Origin of the sequence: Aquincola tertiaricarbonis, from assembly GCF_023573145.1 — a bacterium.
In the GTDB taxonomy this organism is placed as follows: domain Bacteria; phylum Pseudomonadota; class Gammaproteobacteria; order Burkholderiales; family Burkholderiaceae_C; genus Aquincola; species Aquincola tertiaricarbonis_B.
This window is the reverse complement of the sequence record NZ_CP097635.1, coordinates 836081-854009: the sequence shown is the minus strand read 5'-3', so window position 1 is coordinate 854009 and position 17929 is coordinate 836081. Positions and strand designations below refer to the sequence as shown.

17 protein-coding genes and 1 pseudogene are annotated in these 17929 nt (G+C 69.5%); all 18 read left to right on the top strand.

Annotation, left to right across the window (positions count from 1 at the left end):
• The first annotated feature begins 16 nt into the window (after positions 1–16).
• The 18 genes and pseudogenes from MW290_RS03975 to MW290_RS03890 all read left to right on the top strand — a co-directional run bounded on the left by MW290_RS03975 (position 17) and on the right by MW290_RS03890 (position 17905).
• Positions 17–322 carry a heavy-metal-associated domain-containing protein gene (locus MW290_RS03975; RefSeq protein ID WP_250196000.1) on the top strand — a complete coding sequence of 102 codons (306 nt, stop codon included), beginning with the start codon at positions 17–19 and terminating at the stop codon, positions 320–322.
• A 6-nt stretch (positions 323–328) separates the two neighbouring features.
• The gene (locus MW290_RS03970) at positions 329–2005 is read left to right on the top strand and encodes a DUF3141 domain-containing protein (protein ID WP_250195999.1); all 1677 of its coding nucleotides are present in this window, start codon (positions 329–331) and stop codon (positions 2003–2005) included.
• A gap of 35 nt (positions 2006–2040) precedes the next feature.
• Entirely contained in the window at positions 2041–2529 is a 489-nt protein-coding gene (locus MW290_RS03965; RefSeq protein WP_250195998.1) for a hypothetical protein, read from the top strand.
• Positions 2530–2539: 10 nt separating this feature from the next.
• On the top strand, positions 2540–2761 hold the full coding sequence (locus MW290_RS03960; RefSeq protein ID WP_250195997.1) for a DUF2933 domain-containing protein: 222 nt from the start codon (positions 2540–2542) through the stop codon (positions 2759–2761).
• Positions 2762–2814: 53 nt separating this feature from the next.
• A complete protein-coding gene (gene fabI / locus MW290_RS03955) occupies positions 2815–3585 on the top strand; it encodes an enoyl-ACP reductase FabI (RefSeq protein WP_250196583.1) in 771 nt (256 codons plus the stop codon).
• A gap of 17 nt (positions 3586–3602) precedes the next feature.
• Positions 3603–4679: pseudogene (locus MW290_RS03950) on the top strand (acetate/propionate family kinase); the annotation flags it as partial.
• A 39-nt stretch (positions 4680–4718) separates the two neighbouring features.
• Positions 4719–5372, top strand: coding sequence for a phosphate propanoyltransferase (gene pduL, locus MW290_RS03945; RefSeq protein ID WP_250196582.1), 654 nt, complete (start codon positions 4719–4721; stop codon positions 5370–5372).
• Between the two features lie 155 nt (positions 5373–5527).
• The gene (locus MW290_RS03940; protein ID WP_250195996.1) at positions 5528–5980 is read left to right on the top strand and encodes a MerR family transcriptional regulator; all 453 of its coding nucleotides are present in this window, start codon (positions 5528–5530) and stop codon (positions 5978–5980) included.
• A 47-nt stretch (positions 5981–6027) separates the two neighbouring features.
• Positions 6028–7614, top strand: a complete 1587-nt coding sequence (locus tag MW290_RS03935; RefSeq protein WP_250195995.1) for an oleate hydratase — start codon at positions 6028–6030, stop codon at positions 7612–7614.
• 38 nt (positions 7615–7652) lie between these two features.
• Positions 7653–8318, top strand: a complete 666-nt coding sequence (locus MW290_RS03930) for a methyltransferase family protein (protein ID WP_250195994.1) — start codon at positions 7653–7655, stop codon at positions 8316–8318.
• Between the two features lie 4 nt (positions 8319–8322).
• Positions 8323–9489, top strand: coding sequence for a thymidine phosphorylase (locus MW290_RS03925; protein WP_250195993.1), 1167 nt, complete (start codon positions 8323–8325; stop codon positions 9487–9489).
• A gap of 12 nt (positions 9490–9501) precedes the next feature.
• Complete coding sequence (locus MW290_RS03920; RefSeq protein WP_250195992.1) at positions 9502–10821, top strand: class I SAM-dependent methyltransferase; 1320 nt, start codon at positions 9502–9504, stop codon at positions 10819–10821.
• A 91-nt stretch (positions 10822–10912) separates the two neighbouring features.
• Positions 10913–12046 (top strand): MFS transporter, encoded by a 1134-nt coding sequence (locus MW290_RS03915; RefSeq protein ID WP_259373456.1) that lies wholly within the window; start codon positions 10913–10915, stop codon positions 12044–12046.
• A 43-nt stretch (positions 12047–12089) separates the two neighbouring features.
• Positions 12090–14495, top strand: a complete 2406-nt coding sequence (locus tag MW290_RS03910) for a heavy metal translocating P-type ATPase (RefSeq protein WP_250195990.1) — start codon at positions 12090–12092, stop codon at positions 14493–14495.
• A gap of 14 nt (positions 14496–14509) precedes the next feature.
• On the top strand, positions 14510–14728 hold the full coding sequence (locus MW290_RS03905) for a hypothetical protein (RefSeq protein ID WP_250195989.1): 219 nt from the start codon (positions 14510–14512) through the stop codon (positions 14726–14728).
• Between the two features lie 23 nt (positions 14729–14751).
• Positions 14752–16659: an ATP-dependent zinc metalloprotease FtsH gene (gene ftsH, locus MW290_RS03900; RefSeq protein ID WP_250196581.1), complete on the top strand. Its 1908-nt coding sequence runs from the start codon at positions 14752–14754 to the stop codon at positions 16657–16659.
• Positions 16656–17423 (top strand): outer membrane lipoprotein-sorting protein, encoded by a 768-nt coding sequence (locus tag MW290_RS03895; RefSeq protein WP_250195988.1) that lies wholly within the window; start codon positions 16656–16658, stop codon positions 17421–17423. Before ftsH ends, MW290_RS03895 begins: the two co-directional genes overlap by 4 nt.
• A 23-nt stretch (positions 17424–17446) precedes the next feature.
• Positions 17447–17905, top strand: a complete 459-nt coding sequence (locus MW290_RS03890; RefSeq protein WP_250195987.1) for a hypothetical protein — start codon at positions 17447–17449, stop codon at positions 17903–17905.
• Positions 17906–17929 lie beyond the last annotated feature (24 nt).

Sequence of the window (17929 nt, the reverse complement as noted above, 5' to 3'; positions counted from 1 at the left end):
CCCAAGCAGTCCCGATATGCAAACCACTGAACTCAAAGTCGACGGCATGACCTGCGGGTCCTGCGTCGCGTCGGTCACCAAGGCGCTCAAGCGCGTGCCGGGCGTGCAGGACGTCGAGGTCGATCTCGGCAGCGGCATCGCGCGTGTCCACGGGGAGCACGCCGCGCACCAGGTGCCTGAGCTGGTCGCCGCACTCGGCGAGGCCGGCCATGAGGCGGGCGCCGCGACAGGCGCGCCGGCCGCGCATCAGCACCCCGCCGGCGGGTGTGGTGCGGGTGCCGGTGCGGCCGGCAAGGGCCGCGGCGGCTGCTGCTGCAGTTGAGACGTCATGCCGACACCGAACACCGCCGCCGAGGCCGCGTCTGCGCGCCTCACGCCCGGTCGCCTGGTCGCCCGCTACTGGCTGGACGCACTGTGGCGCGCCACTGCGGCGGCCGACACGCTGCGTGAACGTGCAGCCAACATGAAGGCACACGAGGCCGCGGGCATGCCGCCCCTGCTGCATTTCGAGTCCGAACCGGTGGCCGACGGCCGGGATCTCGAACCGCCGTCGAACTACCGGCTGCTGCGCGTCACGCGCTGTGGCACCGATGCGCTCGAGAAGCACGTGCGCAAGGGCGCCGCACCAGTGATCGTGGTCGACCCGCGCGCCGGGCATGGCCCCGGCATCGGCGGCTTCAAGCGCGATTCGGAAGTCGGCATGGCACTGCTCGAGGGCCACCCGGTCTACTTCGTCGTCTTCGACCCAGAGCCGGTCGAGGGACAGACGATGGGGGCCGTCGTGCAGACGCTGGCAGCCTTCATCGACATCGTTGCCAAGCGCCATCGCGGCAAGGCGCCGATCGTCTACGGCAACTGCCAGGGCGGCTGGGCGATCACGCTGGCGCTGTCGCATTGCGAGCATCGCGCGGCGATGGCGGTACTGAATGGCTCGCCGCTGTCGTACTGGGCGGGTGAACGCGGCATCAACCCGATGCGCCTGCTCGGTGGCTTCACCGGCGGCGTCTGGCCGGCGCACTGGATGTCGGACCTGGGCAACGGCCGCTTCGACGGCGCCTGGCTGGTGCAGAACTTCGAGGCGCTGCGGCCCGAGGGCGTGTTCAGGAAGTACGACACGCTCTTTGCGCAGCCCGAGGCCGAGCACGACCGCTTCCTGGAGTTCGAGCGCTGGTGGAACGGCTTCTACCAGTTGGCCGGCGAAGAGATGCTGGCGATCGCCGGGGAACTGTTTGTCGGCAATCGGCTCGAGGACGGCGAGGTCGTGGTCGACGGCCATTGCCGTGCGGACCTGAAGCGCATCGGCGCGCCGCTGGTGATCTTCAGCTCTTACGGCGACAACATCACGCCGCCGCACCAGGCGCTGGGTTGGCTCAAGGAAGTCTTCGCCACGACCGAGGATCTGGTAGCTGCCGGCCAGCGTGTCGTCTATCTGCTGCACAAGCAGGTGGGACACCTCGGCATCTTCGTGTCGGCGGGCGTGGCGCGGCGCGAGCACCGTGCCATCCTGCACCACGCAGGAGCGATCCAGGAACTCGCACCTGGTCTCTATGAGATGGTCCTGGAGGATGGCGCCGGCGGCGACATCGCCCCCGGCGCCCGCTTCGAACCGCGCCGCCTCGAGGATCTGCCCTTCGAAGCCAACCCGGCTGGATTCGACAAGGTTCAGGCGTTGTCGGAGGCCAGCGAACGTGCCTACGCGCAGTGGGTGTCGCCGTGGGTCCGCATGGCGGTCACGCCGGAATCGGCGCGCCAGCTGCGCGAACTGCATCCGATGCGGGTCAGCCGGCAGGCCTGGTCAGACAAGGTGACGCCAGCGCTTGCCTGGTTGCCGTGGACGCAGCAGTGGCTCGATCAGTGGGGCGCCCACGACCCGGACCGGGTCGCCAACCCCTGGTACCAGCTGGAGCGCGTCGGGGCGGACGCGTGTGCACAGGCCTGGGAGTCGTGGCGCACGAGCCGCGACCTGTGGGCCGAGGTGGTGTTCCAGCAGCTCTACGCCAGTTGACCGATCGATCGACCGACCGCAACGAGGAGTCCATCATGAGATCCATCCCACTGGCGCCCTGCTGGCGACTTGCGGCCACGACGTGGCTGTTGCTGCTGCTGGCCACCATGCTGAGCCCAGCGCTGGCACAGAGCCGCACGGAACGATCCGGCGTCACCCTCTACTGGGGGCTCGTGCCAGCGGCGGTCGTGGCGGACAAGCACGCGCTCGCCGAACTCCACGGTGGTCCGCCCAGAGGTGGCGGCCAGGTGCACCACTTGGTCGTGGCGCTTTATGACAGCGCGAGCGGCCGTCGCATCGAGGACGCCGTCGTGCGCGCTCAACTCAGCGAAATCGGCATCGCCGACGAGCCGCCGAAGTACCTCCTGCCGATGAAGGTCAACGACCAGGCCAGCTACGGGCAGGTCTTCAGCGTTGCCAAGGATGGACCGTACCGGTTCCGGCTCTGGGTTCGGCCGTCAGCGCGGACCGACGAGATCGAGTTCAGGTTCGACGCCTGGTCGCCGCATCGCTCCGAGCGCTGAGGAGAGCGCCATGACCGCACCGACGAAGCCCGCCGACACCGAATCGGGCCGTGCCTGGCCCAAGTGGATCCTCTGGACCTTCGCGGCGGTGGCGCTGCTGCTGCTGCTGCTGGAACACCGGGCGCATGCGCTCGGCTGGTGGCTGCACGCGCTGCTCGGGCTGTGCATCGTTCTCCTGTACCTCCTCGTGCGATCCGATGGTGATGGCGCCCGAAAAGGCGGCCCGAACTGAACGCCGGGCCGCAGCCCATCGCAACAACATAGCAAGGCGACTCATTGGAAACCATCGATCTCACCGGCCGCAGAGGCCTCGTGGTCGGCGTGGCGAACGCCGACAGCCTGGCCTGGTCCGCGGCGCGGCACTTTCGCAACGCCGGCGCCGAACTGGCGCTGACCTACTACAACGAGAAGGCCCGGCCGTTCGTCGCGCCGCTGGCCGAGCAGGTACAGGCACAGCTGCTGCCCTGCAACGTGCTGGAGGAGGGGCAGCTGGAAGCGGTGTTCGAAACGTTGCGCGAGCGTTGGGGCCGGCTCGACTTTGTCTTCCATTCGATCGCGTCGGCGCGCAAGGAAGACCTGCGGGGCCGCCTCACCGACTGCTCCGGCGCCGGCTTCGCCGAGGCGATGCTGGTGTCCTGCCACTCGCTGATCCGCATGGCGCACTTGGCTGAGCCACTGATGCGCGATGGCGGGAGTCTCACCACGGTGAGCTACTACGGCGCCGAGAAGGTGGTCGAGCACTACAACGTGATGGGACCCGTGAAGGCCGCGCTGGAGGCCTCGGTGCGCTATCTCGCCCACGAGCTCGGTCCGGCCGGCATACGCGTCAATGCCATCTCGGCGGGGCCGGTGCGCACCCGGGCCGCATCGGGCATTACGCACTTCGACGAACTGCTCGACGAGGCCGCGCGCCGCTCGCCGCAGCGCCGCACGGTGGATGGCTGCGAGGTCGGCCGCGTGGCTCTGCTGCTCGCCAGTCCCTACGCGTCGGCCATCACCGGCGAGGTGGTGCACGTCGACGCCGGCTTCCATGTCGAAGGCATGGTGTTTCACTGACCGGCCGGGCCAGAGCCATGCACATCCTCTCGATCAATGCCGGCAGCGCGACGCTCAAGTTCGGCGTCTTCGATCCGGCCTCGGCCACGCCACAGATGGAGGCGACGATCGGCCACCCCGCGGTCGACGCGGCGGCGTTCGACGAGATCGAACGCCGGCTGCGTGAAGCGGGCGTGACGGCGATCGATGCCGTCGGCCATCGTGTCGCGCACGGGGGACCTCGCCTGAGCGAATCGGTGCGCATTGATGTGAACGTCGAGCGCGACATTGAGCGGGCAGCGGCACTGGCCCCCCAGCACAACCCGGTGGCGCTGGTCGGCATCCGCCTGGCGCGCGAGCGCTGGCCGGGTCTGCCACAGGTGGCGGTGTTCGATACCGCCTTCCACGCCGGCATGCCCGAGCAGGCCGCGGCCTACGCCGTGCCGTAGGCATGGCGCGACGCTGGCGTGCGTCGCTACGGCTTCCACGGCCTGTCGCACCAGCATGTGCTCGAGGCCGTGAGCGCCGTGCTGGATCGAGCTCCCGCCGAGCTGCGCATCGTCAGCTGCCACCTGGGCAATGGCGCAAGCGTCTGCGCGATCGACCGTGGGCGCTCCATCGACACCTCAATGGGGATGACGGCCTTGGAGGGGCTGGTGATGGGAACCCGCAGCGGTGACCTGGACCCCGGCGTACCGGGCTTCGTCGCACGGACGCTCGGCATCGATCTGGCGCAGGTCGAAGCGGCGCTGCACCACGACAGCGGACTGAAGGCGCTGTCGGGCATCGGTTCGGACCTGCGCGAGGTCGAAGCCCGGGCACGCCAAGGACATGCCGGCGCCTTGCTGGCGCTACAGGTTCACGCCTACCGCGTGCGCAAGTACATCGGAGCCTACGCCGCGGCGATGGGCGGCTGCGATGCCGTCGCGTTCACCGGCGGGGCAGGCGAGAACTCGCCCGCATTGCGTCGGCGCATCCTGGAGGGCCTGGAGTTCCTCGGCGTGCGTCTCGACGAGGATCGCAACGAGTCCTTCGGAACGTCTCTCGATGTTGCAGAGCTGCAGGCGCCGCGGTCGCAGGTGGCGGTGCTGGCCGTGCGGGCGCGTGAACAGTGGGTCATCGCGCGCGAGACTGCGACGGTGTTGCGCCGCGCCATGCAGCCGGTGCCACGTCAGGATCAGCCGATCCCGGTGGCGATCTCGGCCCACCACGTGCACCTGACCGAGGCGGCTGTCGAGGCGCTATTCGGTGCCGGCCACTCGCTGCGCGTGCTGCAGCCGTTGAGTCAGCCCGGATTCTTTGCCGCCGAGGAAACCGTCTCCGTGATCGGCGCGCGTGGCCGGCTCGAGCGCGTCCGCGTCGTCGGGCCCTGCCGCACGGCGAACCAGATCGAGGTCAGTCGCACCGAGGCCATCCAGCTCGGCATCGACGCGCCGCTGCGCCTGTCCGGTGATCTCGCAGGCACGCCCGAGGTCACGCTGTCGGGGCCGGCGGGGACGCTGCGCACCACGGGACTGATCGTGGCACGCCGCCACCTGCACCTGACGCCCACGGACGCTCAGCGGCTCGGCGTGGCAGCGGGCGGCGAGATCGAGGTGGCCCTGGAGACGCCGCGCGGCACGGTGCTGCGCCACGTCGCCTTGCGCATCGACGACGGCGTGGTGCTGGAGCTTCACCTCGACACCGACGAAGCGAACGCCGCAGGGCTGCGCGGGACGGGGGAGGGCGTGCTGCAGCGATGCGACTGCGCCGCCCACGTCCGTGCGGCGGCGGGCCAGGAAGACCAGGCCAAGTGCCTCGCCACGTGACCGGACCGGGAGCAACGCATGGCAACCAAGCAAGAGTTCCTGAGCGGCGCGACCGACTCGCGATGCACCACGCAGGCGCTTGACCCGTGTGCAGCACCCAGGTCGAGACTCGCAGCGCGGAGGTCGATGTGCTCCCGCGGCGACGGAGAACGGCAATGCAACTGATCGACCGCGCGCGGCAGGCAGGCGTGACCGCCGACACGCTGCGACATTACCTGCGTGTGGGCCTGGTCGAGGCCGACGGACGCACGGCAAGCGGCTACCGCACGTTCTCCGAGCGCAGCGTGGCGCGGGTGCGCTTTGTCCGCGGCGCGCTGGCGTTGGGGTTCACGCTCAAGGATGCCGGCGAACTGGTCGCGATGAGCCGGCGCGGCACATCGCCGTGTCCGCGCGCGCGTTCGCTGCTCGACGCGCGGCTCGAGGAGCAGGGCCGGCAACTGGACGCAGCCGTCCGCCTCCACCGCCGCATGAAAGAGGCGGTGAACGACTGGAAGCAGCGACCCGATGGCGTACCCGACGGCCATTCGGTGTGCAGTCTGATCGAAGGTTCCGCATCGCCCGCCCCACTTGTCACGCGCCCGCTTCGCGGCGCCGCCGCCAAGTCCTGACCCATCCCGGGAACATCAATTCCAGCCCCAACAAGGAGTGCGACACCATGCAACGCAATGAAGAGCGCCAGGCCTACCTCGTCGGAGGGGGCATCGGCTCGCTGTCCGCCGCCGTCCTGCTGATCCGGGACGGTGGTTTCCACGGACGCAATATTCGCATCATCGAGGAGCTGTCGCTTGCCGGCGGCGCACTGGACGGGTCGGGCGATCCGGGCAAGGGCTTTGTCTCGCGCGGCGGACGGATGCTGACCGAAGAGACCTATGTGTGTCTGTGGAACGTGCTCGACAGCATTCCGTCGCTGGACGACTCCGGCAAATCGGTCAAGCAGCAGACCTGGGCATTCAATGACGAATGGCGCTCGAATTCGAAGGCGCGTCTGATCGATCGAGATCGTCGCATCCTCGACGCGAGCGATCTCGGATTCAACCTCCAGGACCGCCTGGAGATGATGCGGCTGCTCGCCACGCCCGAGCGGGTGCTGCACACGAGGCGCATCGAGGACTGCTTCTCGCCCCACTTCTTCGAAACGAACTTCTGGGCCATGTGGCGCACGACGTTCGCGTTCCAGAACTGGCACAGCGCGATCGAGCTCAAGCGCTACATGCTGCGCTTCCTGCAGGAGTTCCCGCGCATTCACACCCTGGCCGGGGTCCGCAGGACGTCGCTCAACCAGTACGACGCCATCGTACGGCCTATGGAGCGCTGGCTTCGCGACCAAGGGGTCGTGTTCGACCTGGAGACCAGGGTCGTCGACGTCGACTTCGTCGAGCAGGGCGCGCAACGCCGTGTCGGTGCGCTGCACGCACTGCGCCGGGGCGACCCGGTCACCTACCGCGTCGACCCTTCGGATCTGGCGTTGATCACGATCGGCTCGATGACGGCCGATGCCACCTACGGCGACGACGACCACGCGCCTGCGCTCGTGCGCGACAAACGTGACGGCGCGTGGACGCTGTGGGAATCGATGGCCCGCAAGACGCCCGGCCTCGGGCGGCCGAACGCCTTCTGCGGCAACGTCGACGAGAGCAAGTGGGAATCGTTCACGATGACGATGCGCAGCCCCGCGCTCGTCCGTCGCATCGAGGAATTCACCGGCAATGCGCCGGGCACTGGTGGGCTGATGACCTTCAAGGACTCCAACTGGCTGATGTCAATCGTGGTGCCGCGCCCGCCGCACTTCGCCGGCCAGCCCAGCGACGTGTTCACGCTGTGGGGTTACGGACTCTTCATCGACAACAAGGGTGACTACATCGACAAGACCATGGCCCAGGCCACCGGACGCGAGATCTTGGTCGAGCTGATGCAGCACCTGCGCTTTGACGACATTCGTGAGGAGGTGCAGAAGACCACCACGACGATCCCCGTGATGATGCCCTACATCACCAGCGAGTTCGAGCGGCGCGAGAAGGCCGACCGCCCGCCGGTGATTCCGGAGGGCGCCACCAACTTCGCGCTGCTCGGGCAATACGTCGAGATTCCCGAGGACGTGGTCTTCACCGTCGAGTACTCGGTGCGCGGCGCCATGCATGCGGTGTACGGACTGCTCGGCCTGGACAACGAGATCCCGCCGATCTACCACGGCATCGCCGACCCGGCGGCCGCGCTGGCGAGTCTGCGGACGCTGATGGGCTGAGGGCGGGCGGATCGACGCCCATTGTTCGGGATGCCAACATGAATCACGCCGCCGGCCCGGCCTACGGACTATGGACCCTCGTGGTCCTCAACTCGCTGGTCTTCATCGTGTTCGCGTTCAGCTTCGCGCGGCCGCGTTCGGCGCGCGATTGGCGATCGTTCGGTGCGTTCTCGGCGTTCCTCGTGGCGCTGTTCACCGAGATGTACGGTTTTCCGCTGACGATCTACCTGCTGTCGGGCTGGCTCGGCAGCCGCTTCCCCGGCGTGGACTTTCTGTCGCACGACGCCGGCCAGCTGCGCGAGGTGATGTTCGGCTGGCGTGCCAATCCGCACTTCGGCCCCTTCCACCTGCTCAGCGCCCTCTTCGTCGGTGGCGGCTTCTGGCTGCTGTCTGCGGCATGGCGCGTGCTGTACCGCAACCAGCGCCGGCATACGCTGGCGGTCAGCGGTCCCTATGCCCGAGTGCGACACCCGCAATACATCGGCTTCGTCGCGATCCTGTTCGGGTTCCTGCTCCAGTGGCCGACGATCCTGACCCTGGCGATGTTCCCGGTGCTGGTGTGGATGTACGTACGCCTGGCGATCGCCGAGGAGCGCGAGGCCGAGCGGGAATTCGGCGGCGAATGGGCGCGCTATGCGGCGCGCACGCCGCGCTTCTTACCCCGTCTGCGAGGCGGAAGCAGCGGCCGCCTTGGAGGGCCGTGACGCCATGGGCACGAGCGAAGAGCACCGCGCGAGCGCTCCCGAGGGCGGGATCGAACGAGACCATGATGCAGCGGTTCGGCGTGCCATCGCACTCGTGCGCGCCTGGGCTGCCGAGTCGAAGCCAGCCCTCGTCTGGGACGCGGCGCGTATCGTCGACCGGCACGGTTTGGACTGGATCCCCGGGCACCGCACGACGCCGATCGTTGCGACGATTGTGGCTGCGGCTGGCGCGACGATGCCGCACTTTTCGCTGCCGGCCGCCCCGGGGGCGTGGAGCACCGCCGACACGATGGCGACGCTCACCGGGGTGGAACTGGATCGCGGGGCCGCGACAGGCATCGCCTCGCGCCTGGGCGTCTGCATCGCGCGGGCGGGGGCCGCGGGCCTGGGGGTTCATGTGCCCTGGAGCCCCAGCGCGGAAGACGCCCACCTAGTCGCGTCGGCATTGTCGCGCCGCGTCGCGGCCGGCGTGGGCTATCTGCTCGTCAACGTGGCCATCGGCCGGGGTTCCAGTGCGCCCGACCACGCACGCTTCCAGCGCCTGAAGACGATGTTCACTGCGGTCGGCGCGGCCGTAGGCGTGCAGGTCCGCATCGCCCGCTCGGCAGGGTCGCAGCCCGTGGGGCGTGGCATCGGCCCGGCGCCTGAGTCGCTGGACGTGCTGGCCGTGCTGCGCGGCGCAGCGTCTGCGCCGGTCGATCTGCGCATGCGCGCGCTGGCCGAAGCCGGCCAGTTGCTCGAGCTGTGTTCCTCAAGCCGTCCCGGACACGGTGAGTTCGATGCGTGGCGTCTGCTTGACAGCGGTGCAGCCTGGACGCGCTTCCAGGCGATGTGCGAGGCGCAGGGCGGGCTGCGCGAGCCGGTCCTGGCCCCGGTCGCCGCCACCATTGCCGCCGATCGAGCCGGCCACGTGAGGTTGCTGGACGGGGCACATGTGCAGCGCGTCGCGGAGCTGGCCGGTGCACCGCGCGGGACCGGCGCTGGCGTCGTGCTGCACACACGGCTCGGCGAGCACGTTGACCAGGGCCAACCGCTGTTCACCGTCCACGCCGCGAGCCAGGAGTGCCTTGTGGCAGTCGCGGGCGACTTGCGACGCGCGCCGCTGATCACCGTTGGTGACGACCCGGCCGCGGCCGTCACCGAACCACAAGACGTGCACTCGAAAGGCTGAAGGGAGAAACCGATGGATCACTCGACAACGCTCGTCCGGCCCGCGCCCGCGGACCTCCATGCTCCGGCACTGCGCATCCTGCGCCGCTTGCTCGCCGGGATTGAGCGACCACCGGCTCTGAGGCTGGGCGACGCGCTGCTGCACGAACTGGAGTCCCATCCCGAGTACACGCTCGTGATTCGCGACCCGGCACTGCTGCGTCGCCTTGTGCTGCGGCCGGATCCGTTGCTGCTGGCCGACGCCTACTTCCGCGGCATCATCGATGTCGAGGGAGATCTGTACAGCGCGCTGGGCCTGAAGGCCCACTTCGAGGCGGTGTCGCTGTCGTGGCGCGACAAGCTGGCACTGTTGCGCGACGCGTTGATGCTGCGGGTCTCCGAGCAGGACGGCTTGAAGCCCGTGGGAGGGCTGGCCTCGCGCGTTGCCCGGCGTTTCGGGCATCGCCACTCGCGACAGACCGACCGGGCGGCGATCTCGTTCCACTACGACGTGTCCAATGCGTTCTACGGCCTGTGGCTGGACGCCGAGCGTGTCTATTCCTGCGCTTACTTCGAGACGCCCGAGGACTCGCTGGAGCAGGCCCAGCGCAACAAGCTGGAGCACATCTGCCGCAAGCTGCGGCTGCAACCCGGCGACCGGCTGCTGGACATCGGCTGCGGCTGGGGTGCGCTTGTGTGCTGGGCGGCACGCGAGTACGGCGTGCGTGCGCACGGCATCACGCTCAGCCAGCGACAGCTCGAGTACGTGCGTGAGCGCATCCGCACCGAAGGTCTGGAGGATCTCGTCACGGTCGAACTTCGGGATTACCGCGACCTCGACGGCGCGGCGGTCTACGACAAGGTGTCCAGTGTCGGCATGTTCGAACATGTCGGCCTGGCGAAGCTGCCGGCCTACTACGCCGCGGTCCAGCGCGTGCTGCGGCCGGGCGGGCTGTTCCTCAACCATGGCATCACCCACGACGAGGAGGGCTGGAACCGAACCGTCGCAACCGAGTTCATCAATCGCTACGTGTTCCCGGACGGTGAACTCGACTGCGTCAGCAACATCCAGCTCGGGATGGAGCGCGCCGGCTTCGAGATCCACGATGTCGAAGGCCTGCGGCCGCACTACGCGCTGACGCTGCGGCACTGGGTGCAGCGGCTGGAGGCGCGCCGCGACGAGGCGCTGCAGGAGGTCGACGAGGTGACCTACCGCATCTGGCGCCTGTACATGGCGGCCTGTGCGCTCGAGTTCGAGGCGGGGGGCACCGGGCTGTACCAGATCGTCGCCTCGAAGCGCGACGGCGGAGCGTGGCCGGTCCCGCTGACCCGCCGCGATCTCTACCGTGGGTGAGCGACCATGGCCGCCGCCTTCTTCGCCAGTACCGGGCGATTCGCGATCGGATCTGTCGGCCGGCGCCTTCGCTGCCCTGCTCGCGGCCGGGATGGCGGTGTCGATGGCGTATGGCGTGACGCTGCCACTGTTGCCCGGGCTGGTGGAGCGCACGGGGGTTGGCTCGGTAGCCGACGTGGAGAGCCACACGGGTTGGATAACCGGCGTGTACACGCTCGCGCTGTTCCTGTTCGCGCCCGCCTGGGGAGCGCTCGCGGATCGGATCGACCGCCGCTGGGTGCTCGCCGCGGGACTGGCCGGCTCGAGCGTGGCCCTGTGGGCCTTGACCGCGCCGTTCTCAATGCGCGGGCTCTATGCGGTGCGTGCGATCGCTGGCCTGACGTCGGCGGCGGTGCTTCCGGCGATCTTCGCCTACGTTGTCACCGCGTCTGCGCCGTCCCGCTTGCAGCGCCGCTTCGCCTGGATCGCGTCGGCCACCGCGCTGGGCTTCCTGCTCGGGCCGGCACTTGGCGACGGACTGGCAGGTCCGACACGCGCCTCGGCCGGCGGGGATTCCGGGCTCGCCTCGTTGCCGCTGGACGTGGTCGCCATCGTCGGGCTGCTGGCGGCCGTGGGCGTGCTCGGCCTGCCGCCCAACCGCTCCATCGCGCCATCGCCGGGCAGTGCGCGCTCCGCCGACGAGAGGCGCATCGTCCGCTCGCTGCTGTTCACGGCTGTTGTCGTGCTGGCGATCACGGTGGCCGAGGTTGGCGTGACCCTAGCGGCGCGACGGGCGCCGGCCGCCGGGCCGGTGTCGCTGTACTTCGCGCTGTGCAGCGGCGTGATGATCGCGGTGCAGTTCTGGGCCCTGCCGCGCCTGGAACGCAGGCTGGGCGAGCCGCGGCTCGTCGTCGCCGCGCTTGGGGGGCTGTCGGCAGGTCTATGCCTGCTGGCCCTCTCGAGAGGGGGCTTCGTGACCGCCACGGCTTTCGTGCTGGCGGCCGCGGGCATCGGCGTGCTGATCCCGTCGCTGGCCGTGCGCATCTCGAGCGCGGCCGGCGCTCGACAAGGCTGGGCCATGGGCCGGCAGGCCGCAGCGGCCAACCTCGGACAGGCTGTCGGTGCCGCGGCCACGGGAAGCCTGTTCGCGCTGGCACCGCCGCTGCCGTTCCTCATCGCGGGCGGGCTGACCGCACTCGCGGCCGGCGCGGCGGCATGGGAAGGCGCCGCGCGCCGCACACCGTGACGCCAGCCCCACCCCCATCCGACGCATCGATCAGGAGAAGGCCATGACTCAGGCAGTGCTCAACGAGGGATCCGCCGCGTCGGCCGCCGCCGCGGTCGACCCGGTGTGCGGGATGACCGTCGATCCAGCCAAGGCGGCGGGGCGCGCCGAACATGGCGGGCAAACCTACCTGTTCTGCTCGGGGCACTGCCTGAGCGAGTTCCAGCGCGATCCGGTGCGCTATGTCGGCGCTCGCGCGGGGACATCCGAGGCCACGCCTGCGAACACCACGTCTGCGGTCGATGCGGACATGCATGCGGCGGGCCGCCCTCTGCAGACGGTGCTGCGACGCAACGAGTCGGGCCAGGCGAAGGACCCGGTGTGCGGCATGGTGGTCGACAAGGCCACCGCGCTGCGTACCGACCGGGCCGGGCGCAGCTACTACTTCTGCAGCGCGGGCTGCCAGCGCACCTTCGAGTCGCCCGAGGCCGAACTCAAGTCCATGCGCACGCGGGTCACCATCGCGCTGACCGGCGTGCTCGCGCTGGCGATCATGCGGGCGGGCGCCTTCCTCGCGCTGGCCACTGGCGCGACGCTGCTGACCTGGGTGCCGATCCCGGCGCTGCCCTGGTTCACCTGGGGCGTGTGGCTGTTCCTGCTGGTGACGCCGGTGCAGTTCATCGGCGGCTGGAGCTTCTACGTCGGCGCCTTCAACGCGCTGCGCAACCGGTCCATCAACATGGACCTGCTGATCGCGCTCGGCACCTCGGTGGCCTACTTCTACAGCGTCGCGGTGCTGTTCTTCCCGTCGGTGCTGCCGGTGAAGGTGGAGGAGCGCGACGTCTACTTCGAGGTCTCGGCGGTGATCATCGCCTTCGTGCTGCTTGGCAAGTACATGGAGGAGATCATCAAGAAGCACTCCTCGGCGGCGGTGCGCAAGCTGCTCGACCTGAAACCCGCGACCGCGCACGTGATGCGCGGCGGCGAGGAGGCCGAGATCCCGGCCGAGCAGGTCATGGTCGGCGAGACGGTCGTCGTTCGGCCGGGCGAGCGCATCGCCACCGACGGCCTGATGCTCGAGGGCTCGTCGTCGGTGGACGAGTCGATGCTGACGGGCGAGTCGATGCCGGTCGAGAAGCAGGCCGGCTCGCCGGTGATCGGCGGCACGTTGAACCGCACCGGCAGCTTCCGCTTCCAGGCCACGCGCATCGGCGCCGAGACGGCGCTCGCGCAGATCGTCAAGATGGTCGAGGACGCGCAAACCAGCAGCGCGCCGATCCAGCGCATCGCCGACCAGGTGACACGCTACTTCGTGCCGGCGGTGGTGGGCACGGCGATCCTCGCCTTCGCGCTCTGGTGGCTGGCCGGCAACTTCCCGCAGGGCCTGCTGGCCTTCATCGCCGTCCTGATCATCGCCTGCCCCTGCGCGCTCGGCATCGCGACGCCCGCGGCGCTGATGGTCGGCGTGGGCCGGGGCGCACAGGCCGGCATCCTCATCCGCGGCGGCGAGATCCTCGAGAAGGCCGAGCGGCTCACCACCGTGGTGTTCGACAAGACCGGTACGCTGACCCGCGGCGAGCCGGCCCTGACTGACCTGCAGCCCTGCGGGCACTGCGACCATGACCAGGCGCTGCGCCTGGCCGCCAGCCTCGAAGCGGGGTCGGAGCACCCGCTGGCCGAGGCCATCCTGCGCCGCGCCAAGGAGGCCGGCATCGCGCCGTGCGCCGTGCAGGGCTTCGAGGCCGTGCCCGGCCACGGTGTGCGCGGCCAGGTCGAAGGGCGCACCGTGCTGTTCGGCAACCGCCGGCTGATGGAACGCGAGGGCGTGAACGTGGGCCAGGTTGGCGCGGACATGGAGCGCTACCAGGCGGACGGCAAGACGGCGATGCTGCTTGCCTGCGACGGCGAACTCGCCGCCGTGATCGCGGTGGCCGACACGATCAAGCCGGAGGCGCTCGAGGCGGTGCGCTCGCTGCGTGCCGAAGGCGTCGAGGTCGTGATGCTGACGGGGGACAACGCCCGCACCGCGGCGGCGATCGGCCGCGCGCTGGAGATCGACCGGGTGATCGCCGACGTGCTGCCCTCCGACAAGGCGCGCGTGATCAAGGAACTGCAGCAGGCCGGCAAGGTGGTGGCGATGGTCGGCGACGGCGTCAACGACGCGCCGGCGCTGGCCACCGCCGACATCGGCATCGCGATCGGGTCGGGCTCGGACGTGGCCAAGGAGACCGGCGGCATCATCCTCGTGCGCAGCGACGTGCGCGACGTGGTCACCGGCATCCGGCTCTCGCGGGCGACGATGCGCACGATCAAGCGCAACCTGTTCTGGGCCTTCATCTACAACGCGGTCGGCGTGCCGATCGCGGCCTTCGGGTTGCTCAACCCGATCATTGCCGCCGCGGCGATGGCGCTGTCCTCGCTGTCGGTGATCGTCAACTCGGCGCTGCTCAAGCGGGCACGCCTGCAATGACGACGGAGGTCGCCATGAGATTCGTGACGTGGCCCGAGTTCGCCAACCGCTGGATGTGGTTGTGTCCGATCCTCGCCGTGGTGCTCGCCGCGGCGGTGCTGTGGTCCTTCGGCTTCAGCTGGTGGAGCGCGCTGCCGGCCGCCTTGCTGCTGGTGTGTCCGGTGCTGATCATCTGGGGCGCGATCCAGGTCGCGCTAGACGAGCGTCGATCACGACGACGCCCCGGCACCTGACCCGGATCTTTGGAGGAGTGTTCATGGGCAAGAAACAGACGTTCTCGCTGTGGTACGTGCTGGCCGCCCTGGTGGGCATGATCCTGATGCAGGAGCTCATCGCACCACGGCACACGCAGACCCTGACCTACAGCGAGTTCAAGCAGGCGCTCATGGCCGGCAAGCTCGACGACGTGGTGATCGCCGACGGCATCGCCACTGGAAAGCTGCGCGCCGAAGGCCTGGAGCAGATCCTGCCGAAGGAGAAGCTCGAGGTGCTCAAGCGCGCCGGCGGCGAGCACGGCTTCGCGACGGTGCTGGTCAACGACCCGGGCCTGGTGGCCCAGCTCGATGCCGCCAAGGTGCGCTACGGCAGCGTGCGCGAGAGCAAGTGGCTCGGCGCGCTGATCTCCTGGGTGGCGCCGGCGCTGGTGTTCTTCGGCATCTGGTGGTTCCTGATGAAGCGCATGGGCGGCGGGATGGGCCACGGCATGCTGGAGATCGGCAAGAGCAAGGCGCGGGTCTACATGCAGACCGAGACCGGCGTGACCTTCAAGGACGTGGCCGGCATCGACGAGGCACGCGAGGAACTGATGGAGGTCGTCGAGTTCCTCAAGAACCCGGATCGCTACAAGCGCCTGGGCGGCAAGATCCCCAAGGGCGTGCTGATCGTCGGCGCGCCCGGCACCGGCAAGACGCTGCTGGCCAAGGCGGTCGCCGGCGAGGCCGGCGTGCCCTTCCTGTCGCTGAGCGGCTCGGAGTTCGTCGAGATGTTCGTCGGCGTCGGCGCGGCGCGCGTGCGCGACCTGTTCGAGCAGGCCGCGGCCAAGGCGCCGTGCATCGTCTTCATCGACGAGATCGACGCGCTGGGCAAGGCGCGCGGCGTGGGCCTGTCGGGCGGCCACGAGGAGCACGAGCAGACGCTGAACCAGTTGCTCGCCGAGATGGACGGCTTCGACACCAACCGTGGCGTGATCATCCTCGCCGCGACGAACCGGCCGGAGGTGCTCGATCCTGCACTGCTGCGGCCCGGACGCTTCGACCGCCACATCGCGATCGACCGGCCCGACCTGATCGGTCGGCGGCAGATCCTGGAAGTGCATGTCAAGCACGTCAAGCTGGCGCCGTCGGTCGACCTCGCCGTGCTCGCGGCGCGCACGCCGGGCTTCGCGGGCGCCGATCTGGCCAACCTGGTCAACGAAGCGACGCTGCGCGCCGCCAAGCGCGGCAAGGACGCGGTGGACATGCAGGACTTCGAGGAGGCGCTGGACCGCATCGTCGCGGGCCTCGAGAAGAAGAACCGGGTCATGAACCCGACCGAGCGCAAGTTCGTCGCCTTCCACGAGGCCGGCCACGCCCTGGTCGCCGAGATGCGCAAGAATGCCGACCGGGTGACGAAGGTGTCGATCATCCCGCGCGGCATCGCGGCGCTCGGCTACACCCAGCAGTCGCCGACCGAGGACCGCTACCTGATGCGCCGCAGCGAGCTGCTCGACCGGCTCGACGTGCTGCTGGCCGGGCGCGTGGCCGAGCAGCTGGTGTTCGAGGACGTCTCGACCGGCGCCGAGAACGACCTGCAGCGCGCCACCGACCTGGCGCGCCACATGGTGACCCACTACGGGATGAGCGAGGCGCTCGGCCTGGCGACCTACGACGCGCGGCCCGCGCCGCTGTTCCTGAACGGCCCGACGCTGCCCGAGCCGCGCACCTTCAGCGAGCGCACCGCCGAGGCGATCGACGGCGAGGTGCGGCGGCTGCTCGACGAGGCGCGCGATCGCGTGACGCAGACGCTGCGGACGAACCGCGAGACGCTCGAAGCGCTGGCCGCACTGCTGCTGGAGAAGGAGGTCGTGGACCGGGCGATGCTGGACAGCCTGATGGCGGAGACAGCGGCGCCGGCCCAGCTGCGCGTGGCCGCCGTGGCGCTGCCGCCGGGGGATGGTGCGTCGTGAGCACGCGCCGCGCCTTGCTTCGCCTCGCGGGCGCGGCCCCGCTCGCTGCGCTCGCCATCCCAGGGGTTCGCGCGCAGCCGTCCGAAGGACGCGACATCCTCGACAGGGTGGAGAAGCTGCTGTGGGGCAGCACCGTGCAGGGCGAGTACGAGATGACGATCGCCACGCCGCGGTGGCAGCGCACGCTCGGCCTGCGCCTGTGGATGGACCGGCCGCGGCGCTCGTTCGTGCGCATCCTGTCGCCGGCCAAGGAGGCGGGCATCGGCTCGCTGCGCATCGGCACCGAGATGTGGAACTACCTGCCCAACGTCGAGCGCATCGTCAAGATTCCGCCGTCGATGATGCTGCAGCCGTGGATGGGCTCGGACTTCACGAACGACGACCTCGTCAAGGAGAGCAGCATCCTCGACGACTACACGCACAAGGTGATCGCCACGGTGCGGCTCGACGGCGAGACGGTCGTGCAGGTCGAGGCCGTGCCGAAGCCCGACGCCGCGGTGGTCTGGGGTCGCATCATCTACTGGGTGCGCCGTGCCGACGCCATGCCGCTGAAGCAGGAGTTCTTCAGCGAGCGCGGCGAGCGCGTGCGCGTGCTGACGTTCTCCGACGTGCGCCAGGTCGGCGGGCGGATCCTGCCGACGCGCTGGGAGATGCGACCCGACGCCAAGCCCGGCAACTCGACGACGGTGGTGCTGAAGAACGCGGTGTTCGACCGCCCGGTGCACGACGAGATCTTCAGCCAGCGCAACCTGCAGAAGCGATGAAACCCCGACTCCGACCGCGTGCCATGCCCGACCTTCGACCCAGCGCCAGCCTGACCCATCCCACCTCGCCCCCGCGTGCCGCGAGGTGGCTCCTCACGGCCCTCGGCGTCTGGCTCGTGGCCCTGGGCGCGTACTTCGTCTTCGTCCGGCCGGCGCTGCTGCCCGAGGATCCCCGGTTCATCGGATCGACGCTGGTGCAACTGCGCGAGGCGGCGCCGGGCCTCGAAGGGTGGCTGCGCATCGTGTTCACGGTGATGGGTGGCTTCATGGCCGGCGCGGGCGTGCTGACCGTCTTCGTGGCGCGGACCGCCGTGCCGGACCGGGCACCTGGCACCGGGTGGGCCATCGTGCTGGCGGGCCTGCCGACGGTCGTGCTGATGAGCGCCATGAACTTCGTGCTGCATTCGGACTTCCGCTGGGTGCTGCTGCTGCCGGCACTGCTTTGGGCGGCGGCCGTGATCGCGTACGCGCGCCAGGCCTGACGTGGATCGTTTCGCGCCCTGCAA